Raw genomic sequence first — 19,928 nt, forward strand, 5'->3', positions numbered from 1 at the left:
ACCCCCCACCTTGGGGGTGCGGCTTACGCCGCTATGCCACTTATCAATCTTATTGCTGTTGTTCCGAAAATTTCAGCAATGCCAGCTTCGCGGCTTACGCCGCTCCCACAACCAACAAACAACCATCAAGGCCGATGGATCACCGGTAAAGCCTCTGCCGAGCATGGCTCGGCACTACGCTTAGCGGTGCACATGGCCGTGATGGCCTTGATCATCCGGCCCGTGCGCATGACCTTCATGGTCGTGGTCGTGATGACCGCCAGCCGCCTTCTTGTCGGCACAATCATCACCGCAGTGATCAGCTTCCACCTGCACCGTCACATGATCGATATCAAACCGCTCATGCAGCAGATCAGCCAGCTCACGACGCAATACATCCGGTGCCAGCCCATCATTCATCACCACGTGCACGGTCAATGCAGGCGTGCTCGATGCCAGTGCCCACACATGCAGATCATGGATACCGGCGACACCGTCATGCCCGCGTAGCGCCGCCTCGATATCAGCCAGCACCACGCCCTTGGGCACGCCTTCCAGCAGCACGTTGATCGCATCGCGCAGCAGCACCCAGGTACGTGGCAACACCCACAAACCAATAAGCACCGCCAGAATCGGATCAACCAAGGTCCAACCAGTGAAGTGGATGATCACGCCAGCGATGATCACCGCCACCGAGCCGAGCATGTCGCTCCACACTTCCAGATATGCGCCCTTCACGTTCAGGCTCTCACCACTGCCAGCACTGAGCAGGCGCATGGCGATCAGATTCACCACCAGGCCAAACGCTGCCACCCACATCATCCCGGTGGAGGCGATTTCCTGCGGCTGCTGGAAGCGCTGCGCGGCCTCAAACAGGATGTAGATGCCCACGCCGAACAACAGCAGTCCATTGGCCACGGCGCCCAAGGCTTCCAGACGCGCATAACCGTAGGTGCGCTTGGCATCAGGCGGGCGCCGGCTCAGACGTACAGCGGTCAGCGCGATCATCAGGCCGAGCGCATCGGTGGCCATATGCGCGGCATCGGACAACAGCGCCAGGCTGTTGGTCCAGAACGCGCCAATGACTTCGACCACCAGATAGGCGGTGGTCAGGCCGAGCGCCCACCACAGTGGCTTCTCGTGGCGGATCTCGCTGGGCAGATGGTTGTGGTCGTGGCTCATGGCTGGCTCCTAAATAACGGGGCCAGCTTAGTCAGCCAGTGGCGGCGGAGACTATTACATCGCCGCCGCCCGGTTCAGCGATCAGCGCGGGCCGAGCACGGTCTGCATGTCATCACCCTGCGGCATGCCCGAGCGCATCTGCACCGTGCCGTCAGCATCCTTGAACAGGATGCCCGGCGTGCCCTGGAAGCCGAGATCCAGCATCAGTGCTTCATTGGCGCGCAGCTTGGTCTGCACTGCCGCCGGCACCGTCGCCAGCGGCTTGATGCCGCCCTTGGCGAAATCACGCTCGTTCTGGATCAGCGCCTGCTCCGGCGAAGCCGCGCCCAGAATGGCAGCGGCCTTGTTGGCACTGTCCTCGCGGATCACGCCGACCAGGATCTGCCGGATCTGCACCTTGCCTGCCGCCACCCACGGCTGCGCGGCCTCCCAGAAGCGGTTGCAGTACGGGCAGTTCGGGTCGCTGAAGGAATAGATGACGCGCGGCGCATCGGCCTTGCCATCACGCACCCAATGGCTGGCTTCCACCTTGGCCCAGGCCTGCTGGCCCATCGGCCCGGACACCAGCTCCTTGAGCTTGGCAGCGCTGACATCCTCACCCTTGGCGTTGACCAGGGTGCCAACCACGGCGTACTCGCCATCCTTGGACACGTACACGCCCAGCGGACGCTGACCGGCGACACCGGCATAGCCGGTCAGGCCAACCGGCGTTTCGAACGTGCCCATGAACTCAACGCCCTGCGAGCGCAAGGTCTTCACCACCGCCGGCTCACTGGCCACGGCCGGCTTGGCAGCGGTAGCAGCGGGGGCACTGGCAGTCTGGGCACAGGCCAGCGGCGACAGCGTCATGGCGGACAACAACAGCAACATCGAACGGGAACGCATCATCGTGTGTCTCTTTCAGTAAAGGAGTTATTGCATTTCGCGCAGACGCGCTTCCAAAGTGGCGCGCGACAGCTCGCCCATATGCACATTGCGCAGCCGCCCATCGGCGCCAAAGAACAGCGTTGTCGGCAGGGCGCGGGCGCCTGTCTGCTGCATCACCCGCGACTCGGCATCCAGCAGCACATTGTGCAGCTGCATGTTTTCAGCGCGCAGATAGTCGGCGACTTCGTCGCGGGTTTCGCCTTGATTGGCAAACACGAACTGCACCTGCGGGTGTGCCTGCTGCGCCTGTGCCAGCACCGGCATCTCGCGCCGACACGGGCCACACCAGGTCGCCCAAAGATTGATCACAGTTGGCTTGCCAGCAAATGCGGCCAGCGGCGCAGGCTTGTCCTGCATGTCAAGCAGCACTGCATCCGGCAGCGGAATCGACGATCGCTGCAGCGCAAACAGCGCCATCCCACCAATTGCCCAGAACGCCGCGCCAGCAGCCAGACCCAGCAATACCGGCTTGCGCAGGATGCGTTGGCGGGTCTTCCACAACGCGTAGGCGGCGGCGACCAGCAGGCCGGCCCAGATCGAATAACCACCATCGCCCATACGAATGATGGACAGCGGCTGTGACAGATAGTCGCCAGCATGCATCGCCACGTGACCCAAGCGTGCGCCCAGCAAGCCCAGCAAAAACGCATCCAGCACCACCGCGCCAGCACGGCTGCGCATCCCATCAGCAGCCGGTGCCAATGCACGCGCGAAGAACCAGCCAATCGCCAGCGCCAACAATGCAACCAGTGCCATCAACGGAAACGGACCGGCGCTGATCATTCAGCCAATCCGACGGGACTCACCACAAGCAAACTTGAACAAACAGTGAATTCAACTATCAACACAAAGTCCTCAAAATCCTGTTATCGCTGCCGATAATGATCGGCTGCCTCTTGGCACTTTACCGGTCGTACGCATGAATATCGTCCCAGCTCCACCCCCTGACACCGACAGCAGCGCTCTGGCAGATGCCTGGAAACACAGCCTCGACGCCGCCGGTGCCGATGCAAGCCAGATTCTGGCGAGTCTGGCCGACGCGCACGCCGCTGAACTGGCCGCGCATTTTTACAAGGTCATGATGAACGATGCGCGCGCCTCGCGTTCGATGTCGCACGACCAGGTGCGGGTGCGCCTGCAACCGGCCATGCAGCGCTGGGTCAAGGACCTGCTGCGCGCCACGCCGGCCGACGTCGAACAGCTGATCGCCAACCAGCGCGTCATCGGCGATGTGCATGCACGCGTGGGCATCCCGGTGGATCTGGTCACCCGCGGCACCCGCGTACTGAAGCAGCGCCTGTTCCAATTGATCGGCGAGCAGGCCGGGCATGGCGAAAGCGCACACGCAGCCATCGCCAGCCTCACTGCCTCGTTCGACATCGCGTTGGAGGGTATGACACTGGCCTATTCCAATGCACGGGAACGTTCCTCGCGCACCGATGCCGCTTACCGGCTGTTCTCGCTGGTGCAGAATGTCGGCACCGAGCGCGAACGCCAGCGTGCGCTGTTGCTGGATTGGGAAAACACCCTCCTCTACGCCCTTGCGGCACAGGGCGACCTGGGCAGCTTCCAGACCCTGGCGCGCTCAGAGTTCGGCCTGTGGTTCAACCACAAGGGCATTCCCAGCTTTGGCGAAAGCTCGGAGACGCGGCAGATCACCGCTATGATCCATGAGGTCGACCAGCTGTTGCAAGACACCTTGCAGCAGGACAGCGATCCGGCCGCGCGCTCGCTGCAGCTGCAGGACGTGCGCTCCAAAGTCAGCCAGATCCGCGCCTTGCTGGGCATGTTGTTCGAACGCATAGGCGAACTGGATGCCGGTTGCGATGCCTTGACCAACCTGCTCAACCGCCGCTTCCTGCCCACCGTATTGCGCCGTGAGATCGAGCTGGCCGAGAAGTCCGCCGACAGCTTCGCCGTGCTGCTGCTGGATCTGGATCACTTCAAGGCCATCAACGACCAACACGGCCATGAAGCCGGTGATCGCGCCTTGCAGCACGTGGCCGGCATCCTCAGCCAGTTCACCCGTGGCAGCGACTACGTATTCCGCTATGGCGGCGAAGAATTCGTCGTGGTGCTGGTGGCGGTGGAAGAACGCCAGGCCATGGTGATTGCCGATGGCCTGTGCCGGCGCATCGTCGACACGCCAGTCACCCTGGCCGATGGCCAGCTGCTGCCGATCAGCGCCAGCATCGGCGTTGCCCTGTATGACGGCCACCCGGACTACGAGCGGGTGATGGCACGCGCCGACGCGGCCATGTACCAGGCCAAGAAGCAGGGCCGCAATCGCGTGGTGCTGGGCAGCGATACCTTGCCCACTGCACCCGGCCGCAGCGCTTTGCGCCGCGATTGAGCAGCGCGCACAACCAACCGATAGCACATGCAGATACGGCAACTGCGGCCTAGGCTGTCAACGGGCGCAACAAGGCGCCCGTCATCGGAACCACCCCATGTCTGTAGCCCGCGCCCTGCTCATCCTGCCGCTATGTGGCGCCCTGCCCGCCGTGGATGCGGGTGCCCGCGAGGTTCCTGAGCCAGCTGCGTATGTACAGGCCGACGGCCCTTATGTATTCCGCGACGGTAGCCGCCTGCAGGCGCAGTGGATCTGCGAAGACCAGGTGATATCCCGTCAATTGAAGGTCAAGCGCGGCGCAGCCCTCAACGTCGCAGCGGAGTGCGGCTATCCGCATCCGCTGCGCATCGCCCCGCTAGCCGCTACCGCCGCATCGGTGCTGCCAGCCGTGCCGCGCATCGTCGCCGTCTCCGACATCCACGGCCAATATGCATTGTTGCTGCAGCTGCTGCGTGCCAATGGCGTGATCGACAACGACGACAACTGGGCGCTGCGACAGGACACGCTGGTGATCGGCGGTGACGTATTCGACCGTGGTCCGCAGGTCACCGAGACGTTCTGGCTGTTGTACAGCTTGCAGCAACAGGCCGCGCAAGCCGGCGGCGCGGTGCACTTCGTGCTTGGCAACCACGAAACCATGACGCTGTACGACGACTTGCGCTACGTCAATCCCAAGTACCTGCGCAGCGCGCAGCTGCTGGGGCGCAGCTACCCGCAGCTGTACGGCAATGATTCGGTGATCGGCCAGTGGCTGCGTACCCGGCCGGTGCTGCTGCGCATCGGCGACACTTTATTCCTGCATGGCGGCATCTCACCGGAGGCATTACAGCTTGCGCTCAATCCAGCTGCCACCAACGCTGCCTACCAGGACTCGCTCGGCCGGCCCAAGGCCGAGGTAAAGGCCGACCCGATCACCGCACCGCTATATGACGGCAAGACCAGTCCGATCTGGTACCGCGGCTATTTCAACGGCCAGCTGGATACGGCCGGCGTGCAGGGTGTGCTCGACCAGCTCGGGCTCAAGCGCATCGTCGTCGGCCACACCTCGATGCCGCATGTCAGCAGCTTCCACGGCGATCGCATCATCGCCATCGACAGCAGCATCAAGGATGGCGAGAACGGCGAGCTGCTATTCATCGAGGACGGCAAGCTCAGCCGAGGACTGCTTGATGGCAGCCGGGTGCCGCTGGAAATCGGCCAGATGGATGGCGAGGACTGACTGCCTTTTTACGCTCAGAAATTCACTATTTATGACATCAGGTTTCATCCTAAATTCACGTAGTCATAACCTGTTTTCAACGATGGTAAATAGGCAGGTTTCACGCAGGGATGAGGGAGGCATCCAGCGCGTCGCCGCGTATGCGATAGCTGAAATCGCGGCGGGGATTTGTCCCAGCCGCGAGTAGCGTTTCTTTCTCCACGGAACAGGCGATGAAACCATTGACGCTGGCCACATTATTGCCTCTTGTGCTGCTGCCCTGCGCGGCAAACGCGCAGGACTCCGTCGCCGCGCTGCGCGCGGAGATCGTCCAGGCCCAACAGCACCTGCAATCGCTCAACGCACGGCTTGATGCGCTGGAACAAGGACAGGCAAGTCCTTCTGCAAAACCTCCACCATCTTCGGCTTCGGCATCACAGACAACGGTCTCCTCGCTGGACTCCGCAGCTACCCACAGCAGCCAGCCAGCAGCTACGCAGACCATTCTGCCCGCGCGTGATTCGGTCGCTGATCCTTCAACCGCCGCCTCGCGCCCGGACAACGCGCCCTCGCCGAACGACCCAGAACTGAAAGGTTTCATTGCCATCCCCGGCACCGACACCATGATCCGGCTCGGCGGCTACGCCAAGCTCGACGCGATTGCAGACCGCCGCGCCGCCGGTGATACCGAGCAGTTCATTCCTTCATCAATTCCGGTCGACAGCCCGCACCGTGATGTCTCGCACTTCGGCATGCACGCCAAGCAGACCCGCTTCAGCTTCGAGGCACGGCGCCCAACCACACACGGCAAGCTGCGTTTCTACCTGGAGAACGACTTCTTCGGCAGCAGCGACAGCTATCAATTCCGTCTGCGCCACGCCTATGGCCAGCTGGGAAACACCTATGCCGGTTACGGCTATTCCACCTTCATGGATGCCGACTCGCTACCAGACACACTGGACTTTGCCGGGCCAGGCGCGGCCGGCTATCTGCTGGTAGCAGGCATCCACCACAGCTTCGCGCTGGGCAAAGGCAATAGCTTGACCGTGGCTGCGGAAGATCCGGATTCGCAACTGGGCAATCTGAGTGACAACGACAGCAGCACCGAACACCTGCCCGACATCAGCCTGATCGCACGCATGGAGCGCGACTGGGGCCATCTGCAGCTGGGCGCGGTGCTGCGCAGCCTCGGCTACGACGGTGATGGCCGCAGCGACCGCACGTTCGGCGGCGGCCTGCAGTTGAGTGGGTCCTATGCTGTAGCCGAGCGCGACCTGCTGCTGTTCGGCCTGATCGGCGGCAAAGGCATCAGCCGCTATACCGCCGACCTGACCGGCTCCAACCTGGATGCCGCCATCGACGCCGATGGACAGCTCAAGGCGCTGCCGCTGCGCGGTGGATTCTTCGGCTACACCCACTACTGGTCAGATCTGTGGCGCTCCAACCTGATCTACGGACAACTGCAGATCGACAGCGCCGACGCACTGAGTAGCGATGCCTTCCGTCGCAGCCGCTACGCCGCACTGAATCTACTGTGGAGCCCGGCACCGTCCTGGACCATGGGTATGGAACTGCTCTACGGCCAGCAGCAGCTACAAAACGGCCGCGATGCCGACACCCTGCGCCTGCAGGGCAGCCTGCAATACAACTTCATCAAGTAACAGGCAGCCGACGCCCGCACACGCCCATGTGCAGCTCGCCACCCAACGATTCACGTAATGCCCTTCCCATCGAATCACCCGGCAACGCCGGTGAAAGGAGATTGTCATGGCAGGTCAGAAGAAAATCGGGGTCGTTGGCGCGACCTTCCTGGTGGCAGGCAACATGATGGGCTCAGGTGTATTCCTGCTGCCCTCCAGCCTGGCCAAGATCGGCACCGCCTCGATCTGGGGCTGGCTGGTCACCACGGCCGGTGCATTGTTGCTGGCCTTCGTATTCGCCAAGCTCGGCAAGTTGGCACCCAAAGCGGGCGGTCCTTACGCCTATGCGCGTGACTGGTTCGGCCCTTACATGGGCTTCCAGACCAATACCATCTACTGGTTCGCCAACTGGATCGGCAACGTCGCCATCCCGATCGCGGCGGTGGGTTACTTCAGCTACTTCTTCCCGATCCTGTCCGATCCAGTGCCACGCTGCATCGCGGTGCTGTTGCTGGTGTGGGCCTTGAGCTTCGCCAATGTGATCGGCCCGTCCTTCGTCAGCCGCGTGCAGACGGTGACCACCAGTTTCGCGCTGGTACCGATCCTGGGCATCGCCATCTTCGGCTGGTTCTACTTCGACCCCACCATCTTCAAGGGTGCGTACAACGTTTCCGGCCAATCCAACTTCGGTGCGGTGTCCAGTGCTGCAGCGTTGACCCTGTGGGCGTTCATCGGCGTGGAGTCGGCATCGGTCACCGCTGGCGTGGTTGAGAACCCTGAGAAGAATGTTGCCCGCGCCACCCTGGCCGGCGTGTTCCTGGCAGCCATCGCCTATATCGCCAGTTCCTCGGTGATCATGGGCATGGTGCCCAATGCCGACCTGCAGGTCTCCGACGCGCCGTTCGCGTTGGCGGCGGCAACCGCGGTTGGCGGCTGGGGCGGCGCGCTGGTCAGCCTGTGCGCCTTCGTCGGTGCAGCGGGTTCCTTGGGCGGCTGGATCCTGCTGACCGCGCAGAGCGCCAAGGCAGCCTCGGATGACGGTCTGTTCCCCAGCGTTTTCAGCAAGATCAACAAGGACGAGGTGCCGGTCAAAGGTGTGCTGATCGTTGCCGTGTTGATGACGCTTGCCGTACTGATCACCTCCACTTCGGAAACCGCGTCCGCGCAGTTCGACGTGATCACCTCGGCTGCGGTGGTATTGACCCTGCTGCCTTACATCTACTCCTGTGTGGCCTGCTACTTCGTGGTGGAGCGCTCGCATACCCTGGCCCACACCGGCGCGTTCTGGGTACTGACCAGCATTACCGTCGTCTATTGCCTGTGGGCCATCTATGGCTCGTCCGGCAGCATCGTCCAGTACGCCTTCCTGTTCGTACTGTTCATTACCGTGTTCTACCCGTTCTTCAGCGATGAGCGCCGCAAGCAGCGCCTGGCCAAATTCACTCCGAATGGCACCGCCCGTGCCAGCACGAACTGATCCCCCGCTCGGTAGATAGGAACAACGCCATGTACTTCAAATCACTGGACTACCCGATCGTCATCATCGATGCCGACTATGAATCGCCGCGCATCGCCGGCATCCTCATCCGCGCCCTGGCCGAGGAGTTGCGCAAGAGCGACCAGCGCGTGCTCTCCGGCTTGAACCTGGACGATGCCCGTGCCGGCGCACGCACCTATGTGGCTGCCTCGGCGGTGCTGATCTCCATCGACGGCACCGAGGACGATGACGACCAGTTCCAACGTCTGCTTGCCTTCCTGCGCGAGCAAAGCCAACGCCGCGCCAACCTGCCGGTGTTCCTCTATGGTGAACGCCGCACCATCGAAAAAATACCGAGCAAGCTGCTCAAGTTCGTGCACGGCTACATCTTCCTGTTCGAAGACACCAAGAGCTTCATCGCCCGCCAGGTGATGCGCGCCGCCGAAGACTACATGGCCAAGCTGCTGCCACCGTTCTTCAAGGCGCTTATCCATCACTCGGCCCAATCCAACTACTCCTGGCATACGCCCGGCCATGCCGGCGGTGTTGCCTTCACCAAGTCACCGGTAGGCCGTGCGCTGCACCAGTTCTATGGCGAAAACACCTTGCGCAGTGATCTGTCGATTTCGGTGCCGGAACTGGGTTCGCTGCTCGATCACACCGGCCCGATCCGTGAGGCAGAAGCCGAAGCCGCGCGCAACTTCGGCGCCGATCACACGTTCTTCGTCACCAATGGCACCTCCACCGCCAACAAGATCGTCTGGCATGGCACGGTTGCGCGTGGCGACATCGTGTTCGTCGACCGCAACTGTCACAAGTCGCTGCTGCACTCATTGATCATGACCGGCGGCATTCCGGTGTACTTCACCCCCAGCCGCAACGCCCACGGCATCATCGGCCCGATCAGCCTGGACCAGTTCTCCGGCGAGGCACTGCAGAAGATGATCCAGGCCAACCCCTTGGCCAGCAAGGCGGCCAAGCCCGGCGCCAAGCCGCGCATCGCGGTAGTCACCAACTCCACTTATGACGGGCTCTGTTACAACGCCGAGACGATTGCCGACAACCTCGGCAGCGCGGTGGACTTCCTGCACTTCGATGAAGCCTGGTACGCCTATGCCGCGTTCCACCCCTTCTACGAAAATCACTACGGCATGGCCAAGGGCAAGCCACGCGAACAGGATGCGATCATCTTCACTACCCATTCCACGCACAAGCTGCTGGCTGCGTTCTCGCAGGCATCGATGATCCATGTACGCAATGCGGCAACGCGCGAGCTGGACGCGGAACGTTTCAACGAATCCTTCATGATGCATACCTCAACCAGTCCGCATTACGGCATCATCGCCTCCTGCGATGTCGCCTCCAAGATGATGGAAGGTGATGCCGGCAAATCGCTGGTGCAGGAAATGCACGATGAAGCCATCGCATTCCGCCGCGCGATGCTGCATGTCAGCGAGGATCTCGGCCGCGACGACTGGTGGTTCAAAGTCTGGCAGCCTGACGGCGTGGAGCGCACGCTGGCCAAGGGCGACAGCGCCAAGCCGATGGTCACTTCGCGTCCGGATTGGTATCTGCGCCCGGATGCGCGCTGGCATGGTTTCGACAACCTGGCTGACGACTATGTACTGATCGATCCGATCAAGGTCACCCTGCTAACGCCCGGCCTGTCGATGGATGGGGAGATGGGCAAGCTCGGCATCCCGGCTGCGATACTGAGCAAATTCCTGTGGTCGCGCGGCCTCACCGTGGAGAAGACCAACCTGTACTCGGTGTTGTTCCTGTTCTCGATGGGTATCACCAAGGGCAAGTGGAGCACCCTGGTCACCGAACTGTTGGCGTTCAAGGACCTGTACGACGCCAACGCGCCGCTAAGCCAGTCACTGCCCAGCCTGCTCGAAGACAATGCCGCCGCCTACGCCGGCTGGGGACTGCGCGACCTGTGCACCGCCCTGCACGAGTTCAACCGTGAATTCCGCGTGGCCGAGGTGATGCGCGAGATGTATGTGGAACTGCCGGAGCCGGTCATCACGCCTGCCGAAGCCTATAACCACCTTGTACGCGGCGAGATCGAGCGGGTGGACATCGACCAGCTCAGCGGCCGCGTCGCCGGCACCATGCTGGTGCCCTACCCGCCCGGCATCCCGACCATCATGCCGGGCGAGCGCTTCGGTGCCAGCGATGAACCGATCATCCAGTCGCTGCGCATCGCCCGCGAACAGAACGCACGCTTCCCGGGCTTTGAGTCGGATGTGCATGGGTTGATCATCGATAACAGTGGTGAGAAGCCGAATTATCGGGTGGAGGTTTTGAAGATTTGAGCGCAGTAAGCGCAGTTGCCCGCGGTCCCTTCTCCCGCGCGCGGGAGAAGGTGCCCCGCAGGGGCGGATGAGGGAAGTTTTTAGCTTCTGGCTATTGGTTCTTGGCTCTGCGTCTTCTTTGGCTCCGCTCTGCTCAAAATCTGCTCTACGTGCTTTCAAAGCGCCCTCACCCCAACCCCTCTCCCGTAAACGGGAGAGGGGCTTTTCAAGCCTAGCTCCCCTTACATGGCTACCGGGCCCTAGACCAATTAAATGACCAGCACCCGCCAGGAACAACGCGTCTTGCAACTTTCCATCGCAGCCACCGTACTGGTCGCTGCGATCGGCTTCTTTGGCGGCATGCTCGCGCGCTCGCAGGCGATCCTGTTCGATGGCATCTACAGCCTGGTGGATGTAGCACTGACGCTGGTGGCACTGTCAGTACTGCGCTTGATGGCCCGCGAACAGAGTCCACGCTTCCAATACGGCTTCTGGCATCTGGAGCCCATGGTCGAAGCGCTGGGCGGTGCAATTCTCAGTCTGGCCTGCATCTACGCGTTGGCCAATGCAGTGATCGGCTTCAGCGACGGCGGCCACGAGGCACGACTCGGCCCTGGCCTACTCTGGGCCGGTTTGTTGGCAGTGGTGGACCTGGCCATGGCGGTGTGGATCGGCCGGCACGCGCGCCTGCTGCAGTCCGGCCTGCTACGCCTGGACGCACGCGCATGGCTGCTTACCGGGTTGATGAGCCTTGCCGTGGTGCTGTCCTTCGTCATCGCACTGGCACTACGCGGTGGTTCCCATGAACACTGGATTCCCTACCTTGACCCCCTCGTACTTGCCTGCATAAGCCTGGCCACGCTACCGGTACCGCTACGCGGTGCGTGGAAGGCTGCGCGCGAGGTCCTGCAGGTAGCGCCGAGCGAACTGGACCAACTCGTGCAACAGGTAATGCAGGCGTTCGTTGCCAAGCACCAGTTCGAAGGATTCACCAGCCATGTCGCCAAGATCGGCCGCATGCAGTTTGTCGAGATCCATATCCTGACCAGACCCGACACCCAGCTTGGCAGCATCGGTGATGTTGATCGCCTGCGCGATGAGATCGCCGCACAGCTTGACGCTCGCTCGGGGCGCTTCTGGCTGACCATCGACTTCACTTCCGACCCGGCCTGGACATGAGCTCGCCAACCACCAAGAAGATGGGGCTGACCATGGCGACCATGCTGGTTGCCGGCAACATGATCGGCACCGGCGTGTTCTTGTTGCCGGCCAACCTGGCCACGGTTGGCAGCATCTCCTCGATTGGCTGGTTGATCGCCACTGCCGGCGCCATCGCCTTGGGGCTGGTGTTCGCGCGGCTGTCGCAACTCGACCCGCAACCCGGTGGCCCCTACGCCTATGCACGCGATGCCTTCGGCAACTACATCGGCTTCGTCAGCAACTATGCCTATTGGTTCGGCAACTGGATCGGCAATGTCGCCATCGCGTTGGTGGTCACCGGCTACCTGAGCCATCTCTGGCCATGGCTGCAGGATGTCTATCCGCGACTGGGCTTCACCCTGGCGGTGATCTGGTTGCTGAGCCTGGCCAATGCACGCGGGGCGCGCTGGATCGGCGCGCTGGAGACCGGCACCCTGCTGCTGGCACTGATCCCGATACTCGGCATCGCCATCTTCGGTTGGTGGTGGTTCGACCCAGCCTTGTTCAGCGCCGGCTGGAACGTCAGCGGCATGGAGGACAGCGCCGCCATCTCGCGCAGCGCCTCCATCGCGCTGTGGGCATTCATGGGTGTGGAAAGCGCGGCAGTGTCGGCCGATGTGATCGACAACCCCAAGCGCAACATCCCGCTGGCAACCCTGCTCGGGCTGGCGTTGGCAGCGGTCATCTACATCAGCTGCTCGCTGGTGATCATGGGCATGGTACCGATGGCGCAGCTGCGCGACTCCTCAGCACCATTTGCCGATGTCGCACAGTTGATGATCGGACCATGGGGTGTACTGGTGATCGCACTGTGCGCGATCCTCAAATCAGCCGGCGCGCTGGGCGGTTGGATGCTACTGGTCGGGCAATCGGCGAAGGCGGCGGCCGAGGACGGGCTGTTCCCGCGCGTGTTCTGCAAGCTCAACAAGCACGGCATGCCTGGCACCGGCCTGATGATCGTGGCGGTACTGATGAGCGCGCTGCTACTGGTTACGTCCTCGCCCACCCTCGCACGCCAGTTCGACCAGCTCACCAATATCGCCGTACTACTGACCATCATTCCCTACCTGTTCTCAGCTGGCGCATTGATCTGCACCACCCTGGAGCGTGGGGAACAGGGCTGGATGCGCGCCGCCTGCCTGTTCACCGCTGCAGCAGCAATCGCCTACTGCCTATACGCCCTGCTTGGTGCTGACGCCAAACTGCTGGCCTACGCCACCGTAGCAATACTGTTCAGCGCCGCACTGTACCCCTTCTTCCGCCAACGAATGTTGGGCACCACAACGGGCGGAACCTCTGGGAAGGGATAGCGCGCGCGAAAATTCCGCGAGCAACGCCCAACAAGTTCCCAGAATATCCCTGCCATGAAAGCCGCACAGGTGAATCTGCCAGCTCCTAAGGTGCCTGGGATGATGGAGCCTGCGCGCTTGACACCATGCCGTATCGAAAGCAATCCGCTGCATCGGGTCGCCCACTGTCTTGACCGATGGCATGGAATCTGTACCCGGCACCCGACGCCGAACTCAAGCAGCATGTCTCTACTTGGCGCAAATCAGTAACGCTTGCGCAGCAGACGTCAACGCAACCAACCGCAAGCACACAGTGCTGCCTGCGTCTGGCGATTGCAGCTCTTGATGGAAATCAAGCAGCTATCCGAATCCGACATGACTGTACCCGCCTCACGGAATGTTCCTATCCAAGCATCTGGCGTCAGATGTATTGACACCAACGTCACTGATTGAAGATCTTCGAATCCGCAGATCGTGACAGGCATCGATCAACGTTCGTGGAGGCGAACCAACAATGAGACGTAACGCGGTTTCGCAATCCGGAAAGCAGGTCACCTGCTTTCGGCCGCTGACAACGACGATGACTGAGCAGCAAGTTCTGCGCGCAGACCAAGCACCTGTTGCAATCACACCAAGGCAAGAGTTTTCCCTGCCATTCCAAACGCCCGCATGGAAGGCGCCGGGCCCGCGACGCCTCTCCTCGTCGCACACCTGCTCTCCATCACCGCCGTCGCGATCAAGGGCAAGGCCACCTGGCTGCTTGAGTCTCTACTTCACCACGTAATTCCTTTCGCCTTCATGTCCTGAAACCCACCGGCGCTTCACGCGCAGGACCGGGTGCGGGTGGGCAACGCCGTGGCCCAACACAACACGCAACGACCCACAAGGCAGCAGACAACCAGTCCGATTACCGAGCACCGCGCAGCCGCGCAAAAACAGCCGGAACGCCCGGCTTCGTACCACCACCGGAGAGAGACGCATGAGGAAATCGTTCACCCATTCGCATCAGCCAACAGGAGGCCGCGTTCGTTGTACCCGCCTGTCATTGGCGCTGTTTTCTGCACTGGCAGCTGCACAGCCTGCATTGGCCGAAGAGCCCGCAACTGCAGCGAAGCCCACCACCAAGGACCTTGATACGGTGACGGTTCGCTCCACTCACCAAGCCAAGCCACTGCAACGCACACCGATTTCGGTAAGCGTGGTAACCGCCGAACAGCTCGACCGCACCAACATGAGCAATATCTCCGACCTGCAATACCTGGCCCCCGGAGTGTCGTTCTCAGCTACAGCAGGCACCGCCAACAGTGGCGGCTTCCAGATCCGCGGCATCGGAACACAAGCCTATAGCGTGGCCTCCGAGCAAACCGTCGGAACGGTGGTTGACGATGTCGTGATCAGCATACCGCGCGACCTCGGCGTAGCTGGCTTCAGCGACGTGGAGCACATCGAGGTACTGCGCGGGCCACAGGGCACGCTGTTCGGCAAGAATGCCTCGGCAGGCGTGGTCAACATCAGCACCCACAATCCGGAAATCGGCACCAACAGTGGCACTGTCTCGCTCTCACTGGGCGAGCGCAATGAACACGTTGCACGGTTGACTGGAAATTTCTCGATTTCCAACAATTCCGCGTTTCGCGTGTCGGCCTACTACAAGGACCAGGACGGCGCGATACCCAGCGCTTTTCACGACTGGAACATCGGCGACCAGACCGGCAAGGGCGTTCGTGGCAAGTGGCTGTGGACCCCCACCGAAAACCTCGACCTGCTGCTTACTGCGGAACGCCAGACCTTGCTCTCCCGGGCAGTGAATATCCCTTATTCCCTGGGCACCGATCTGGCTTACAACCAAGCCCTCGCCGGGTTTGGCAACGTAGGCGGAAACAATTTCACCAGTCAGGGCGACGGCGAGGCGCTGGCCTTCCAAGGCGTTACCGGCTTTACTGGCAAGGCCGACCTCAGGCTTGCCGGTGGTGCCCAACTCACCTCGATTACTGCCTATCGCAGCTCGAGCGTGTACCAGATGCACGACATCGACCAGACACCGGCCAACTACCTCAACAACAATCTGACGACGATCCGTGCACACCAGATCAGTCAGGAATTCCGCCTTGCCGGCAAGGCATTGGCTGACAAGTTGGACTACGTGCTTGGTGCTTACTACGTGAACGTTGCAAGCACATACGAGTACATCGGCTACGGCGGTTTGAGCCTGGCATTGACCCAGCCAACCAGGTTGTTTTCAGCAACCGGCCCCAAACAGCACATCGACGCCGACACCAAGAGCTACGCCTTCTATGCCAACGCCAATTACCCGCTGAGTGAACGTTGGTCCGCCAGCGCCGGACTGCGCTATACCCACGACAACGTGGAGTCGGGCATCATCCCGCTCACGCCGCCTATCATGGATGGGTTGCCCATCGTGTACCTCGGTCCGACCATTGCTTCGTCCGCACAGATCAGCAAGGCCAATGTCTCCGGCAAGGCTGCCATCCAGTTCCAGCAGACCCCGAACTTGATGTGGTACGCCAATGTCGGCACGGGCTACAAGGGCCCAACGGTGGATGCCACACGCAACAGTTCCAACAAGATCCAGCCCGAGAAGTCCACTGCCTACGAGGTTGGCGTCAAATCGCAGTTCCTGGATCGCGCATTGACCGTGAACGCCAGCCTGTACCGCTCCGACTTCAGAGACTTCCAGGCGCAGACCTATATACCGGAAACGCTGGGCTTCGGCATGGCAAATGCAGGCAAGATGCGTACCCAGGGCGTGGAGCTGGAGCTTGCATGGCGCCCTTCCGCCGACTTCACCTTGCTTGCCAATGGTGCGGTCACCGATGCCAAGTTCATCGACTACTACGGGCGTTGTGAAACCGGCAGCGACGCCAATTGCGAGGTCATCAGCGGCATTCTGCAGGGGGACATGTCCGGATTTTCGCCAACCTTCGTGTCGAAGTACAGCTACGGCCTCAGTAGCATTTATTCGCATGCGCTGGGCAACGGATTGGCACTCAATGCAAGCGGCGGCTGGAACCACAGAAGCACCTTTTACAACGGGGTGGCTCAATCCCGCACCCGCACCAAGGGTTACGGCGTAGCCAATCTTTCATTTGGCATAGGCGCCGAGGACGGCCGCTGGGAAGTCTCGTTGTATGCACGCAATCTGTTTGACAAGCACTATCGCAGCTTCGTCTCATTCGGCACGGTGCTGAACCAAGGCGGGCTTATGCAATATCTCGGTCCGGACAGTTTCCGTACGGTGGGGGTGTCTGCGACGCTGAATTTCTAGACAGGCAGCAATCCCACCAATCTCGTGTGCAACAGGCGCCCTCCTCTCGTTGCCGGCTCCAGTCCGCCAACGCGCCTTCGTTGTATAGCCAAGTCTTCGTCAGATGTCCTATGCCATGCGTAAGGCAACAAACTTGGCTGGAACAATGCCGCTGTCCGGCCCCAACCGGCCCCACCGGTCCCAGCACAGCACCAGCCGTGCCAGTGGCGTACAGCCCATTCACCTCGTTCGCCAGGCTTTGCAATCCGGATCAGGGGCGCAGCTGGGCAAACAGGCTCAGCAAAGCCACTTCGTGTGCCGGGGCACAGCGCCTACAATGGTCCTCTTTGCGGCAGCCCCCTGCCCAACCGACCAAGTGGACCCCGCGTGACCGAGAAGAAGCCCGAACACACCCCGTTGATGAAGCAGTTCTTCGCAGCCAAGTCCGAGTATCCGGACCTGCTGCTGTTCTTCCGGATGGGCGATTTCTACGAACTGTTCTATGACGATGCGCGCAAGGCCGCACGCCTGCTCGACATCACCCTGACCCAGCGCGGCAGCTCCGGTGGCGCCCCCATCCCGATGGCCGGTGTGCCGGTACATGCCTTTGAAGGCTATCTGGCGCGGCTGGTGGCGGTCGGCGAATCGGTGGCGATCTGCGAGCAGATCGGCGACCCGGCGCTGGCCAAGGGCCTGGTCGAGCGCAAGGTGGTGCGGGTGGTTACCCCCGGCACCGTCACTGACGAGGCCCTGCTGGACGAGCGCCGCGACACTCTGCTGATGGCGCTGTCGCGCAGCAAGGCCGGCTACGGCCTGGCTTGGGCCGATCTGGCCGGTGGCCGCTTCCTGGTCAATGAAGTCGACACCGACGATGCGCTGGAAGCCGAGCTGGCCCGGCTGGAACCAGCCGAGCTGCTGGTACCCGACGAGGAGAACTGGCCCGAATTCCTGCGCCATCGCAATGGCGTACGCCGCCGCGCGCCATGGCTGTTCGATGCCGATAGTGGCCGTCGCCATCTGCTGAACTTCTTCAAGCTGCACGACCTCAGCGGCTTCGGCATCGACGACAAGCCGCGCGCCACCGGTGCTGCTGGCGCCCTGCTCGGCTATGTCGAAGAAACCCAGAAGCAGCGATTGCCGCACCTGACCTCCATCTCGATGGAAAATGCTGGCGAAGCGATCGCGATGAATGCCGCCACCCGCCGTCATCTGGAACTGGATACCCGCGTTGATGGCGACACCCGCAACACCTTGCTCGGCGTGCTCGACAGCACCGTCTCGCCGATGGGCGGGCGCCTGCTGCGACGTTGGCTGCACCGCCCGCTGCGCCTGCGCAACGTGCTGCAGCAACGCCACCACGCGGTTGCCACGTTGATTGATCGCGGTACCGATGCCGACCTGCGCGACAGCTTCCGTGCACTTGGCGACATCGAACGCATCCTCACCCGCATGGCGCTGCGCTCGGCGCGGCCGCGCGACTTCTCCACCCTGCGTGACGGCCTGGGCCTGCTACCGGCCATCACCGCTCAACTGGAAACGCTGGATTCGCCGCGCCTGCAGCAGCTGCGTGCCGAACTGGGCTCACACGACGAAAGCGCACACCTGCTGGCCAGCGCCGTCGCCGAGCAGCCGCCGTTGAAGCTGTCCGACGGTGGTGTGATCGCCGAAGGCTACGACGCCGAGCTCGACGAACTGCGCCGCCTGTCCACCCACGCCGACCAGTTCCTGATCGATCTGGAAGCGCGCGAGCGCCAGGCCAGCGGCATCGCCACCTTGAAGGTTGGCTACAACCGCGTGCATGGCTATTACATCGAGATCAGCAAGGGTCAGTCCGACAAGGCGCCGGTGCATTACACCCGCCGCCAGACCCTGACCAATGCCGAGCGCTACATCACCGAGGAGTTGAAGAACTTCGAGGACAAGGTGTTGTCGGCACGCGAGCGTTCACTCAGCCGCGAAAAGCTGCTGTACGAAGGCCTGCTCGATATAGTTGGCCAGCATCTGGAACCGCTGAAGCGCTGCGCTGGCGCCTTGAGCGAACTGGACGTGCTGGCAGCATTTGCCGAACGCGCACAGGCGCTGGACTGGTCGCAGCCGGAACTGCAGGAAGAGGCCTGCCTGCGCATCGAGCGCGGCCGTCATCCGGTGGTCGAAGCGGTACGCGATACCCCATTCGAGCCCAATGACCTGGACCTGCATCCGGACCGTCGCATGCTGGTCATCACCGGCCCGAACATGGGCGGTAAGTCCACCTATATGCGGCAGAACGCACTGATCGTGCTGCTCGCCCATATCGGTAGCTTCGTGCCGGCCAGCCGTGCGGTGATCGGCCCAATCGACCGCATCCTGACCCGCATCGGCGCCGGCGACGATCTGGCCAAGGGCCAATCCACCTTCATGGTGGAAATGGCCGAGACCAGCTACATCCTGCACCACGCCACCGAACACTCGGTGGTTCTGATGGATGAAATCGGCCGCGGCACCTCGACCTATGACGGTCTTGCCCTGGCCGATGCTGTCGCCCGCCACCTGGCTTACCAGAACCGCTGCTACACGCTGTTTGCGACGCACTACTTCGAGCTGACCGCGCTTGCCGATGAAAGCCATGAAGGCGGCGCCAGCGGCATTGCCAATGTGCATCTGGATGCGGTGGAGCACGGCGACACGCTGGTGTTCATGCATGCAGTGAAGGATGGCCCGGCCAACCGCAGCTTTGGCTTGCAGGTGGCAGCTTTGGCTGGCTTGCCCAAGTCCACGGTTGCGCAGGCGCGTCGCCGCCTGGCCGAGCTGGAACAACGTGGTGGCGAGACCCAGAGCGCTGCGATGGCACCACAGGCATTGGATGCGCCGCAGCAGTTTGGTTTGTTTGCGGCGCCGAGTTCGGCTGCCTTGGATGCGCTGCAGGCGATCGATCCGGACGAGCTGACCCCGAAGCAGGCGTTGGAGGCCTTGTATCGTGTGAAGTCGTTGATCTGAGCCGCAGCGCCCCCGTAGTGCCGAGCCGTGCTCGGCATGAAGCCCCACCCGTAGTGCCGAGCCATGCTCGGCATGAAACCCCACCTGTAGTGCCGAGCCATGCTCGGCATGGGGCTTTCCCGGTACAGCCCCTGCCGAGCATGGC

12 protein-coding genes are annotated in these 19,928 nt (G+C 62.1%); 9 read left to right on the forward strand and 3 right to left on the reverse strand.

Annotated features, from left to right (window positions below):
• Positions 1-180 precede the first annotated feature (180 nt).
• The 3 genes from ACVOMB_RS18115 to ACVOMB_RS18125 all read right to left on the reverse strand — a co-directional run bounded on the left by ACVOMB_RS18115 (position 181) and on the right by ACVOMB_RS18125 (position 2,871).
• Positions 181-1,161, reverse strand: coding sequence for a cation diffusion facilitator family transporter (locus ACVOMB_RS18115; RefSeq protein ID WP_481532453.1), 981 nt, complete (start codon positions 1,159-1,161; stop codon positions 181-183).
• An 81-nt stretch (positions 1,162-1,242) separates the two neighbouring features.
• Positions 1,243-2,049 carry a thiol:disulfide interchange protein DsbG gene (gene dsbG, locus ACVOMB_RS18120; protein WP_481532454.1) on the reverse strand — a complete coding sequence of 269 codons (807 nt, stop codon included), beginning with the start codon at positions 2,047-2,049 and terminating at the stop codon, positions 1,243-1,245.
• A 24-nt stretch (positions 2,050-2,073) separates the two neighbouring features.
• Complete coding sequence (locus ACVOMB_RS18125) at positions 2,074-2,871, reverse strand: TlpA family protein disulfide reductase (RefSeq protein WP_481532455.1); 798 nt, start codon at positions 2,869-2,871, stop codon at positions 2,074-2,076.
• 136 nt (positions 2,872-3,007) lie between these two features.
• Between ACVOMB_RS18125 and ACVOMB_RS18130 the strand changes: the two genes are divergently transcribed.
• The 9 genes from ACVOMB_RS18130 (at position 3,008) to mutS (ending at position 19,783) form a co-directional block, all read left to right on the forward strand.
• Positions 3,008-4,441, forward strand: a complete 1,434-nt coding sequence (locus ACVOMB_RS18130) for a GGDEF domain-containing protein (protein WP_481532456.1) — start codon at positions 3,008-3,010, stop codon at positions 4,439-4,441.
• 97 nt (positions 4,442-4,538) lie between these two features.
• Entirely contained in the window at positions 4,539-5,660 is a 1,122-nt protein-coding gene (locus ACVOMB_RS18135) for a metallophosphoesterase (RefSeq protein WP_481532457.1), read from the forward strand.
• A gap of 212 nt (positions 5,661-5,872) precedes the next feature.
• Positions 5,873-7,300 carry a DcaP family trimeric outer membrane transporter gene (locus ACVOMB_RS18140; protein ID WP_481532458.1) on the forward strand — a complete coding sequence of 476 codons (1,428 nt, stop codon included), beginning with the start codon at positions 5,873-5,875 and terminating at the stop codon, positions 7,298-7,300.
• A gap of 106 nt (positions 7,301-7,406) precedes the next feature.
• On the forward strand, positions 7,407-8,756 hold the full coding sequence (gene adiC, locus ACVOMB_RS18145) for an arginine/agmatine antiporter (RefSeq protein WP_481532459.1): 1,350 nt from the start codon (positions 7,407-7,409) through the stop codon (positions 8,754-8,756).
• 29 nt (positions 8,757-8,785) lie between these two features.
• A complete protein-coding gene (locus tag ACVOMB_RS18150) occupies positions 8,786-11,074 on the forward strand; it encodes an Orn/Lys/Arg family decarboxylase (protein WP_481532460.1) in 2,289 nt (762 codons plus the stop codon).
• Between the two features lie 252 nt (positions 11,075-11,326).
• Entirely contained in the window at positions 11,327-12,232 is a 906-nt protein-coding gene (locus tag ACVOMB_RS18155) for a cation diffusion facilitator family transporter (protein WP_481532461.1), read from the forward strand.
• Entirely contained in the window at positions 12,229-13,563 is a 1,335-nt protein-coding gene (locus ACVOMB_RS18160) for an amino acid permease (protein ID WP_481532462.1), read from the forward strand. Before ACVOMB_RS18155 ends, ACVOMB_RS18160 begins: the two co-directional genes overlap by 4 nt.
• A 958-nt stretch (positions 13,564-14,521) precedes the next feature.
• A complete protein-coding gene (locus ACVOMB_RS18165) occupies positions 14,522-16,828 on the forward strand; it encodes a TonB-dependent receptor (RefSeq protein ID WP_481532463.1) in 2,307 nt (768 codons plus the stop codon).
• A gap of 399 nt (positions 16,829-17,227) precedes the next feature.
• Entirely contained in the window at positions 17,228-19,783 is a 2,556-nt protein-coding gene (gene mutS / locus ACVOMB_RS18170; RefSeq protein ID WP_481532464.1) for a DNA mismatch repair protein MutS, read from the forward strand.
• Positions 19,784-19,928 lie beyond the last annotated feature (145 nt).

The organism is Stenotrophomonas sp. STEN018 (assembly GCF_056760235.1).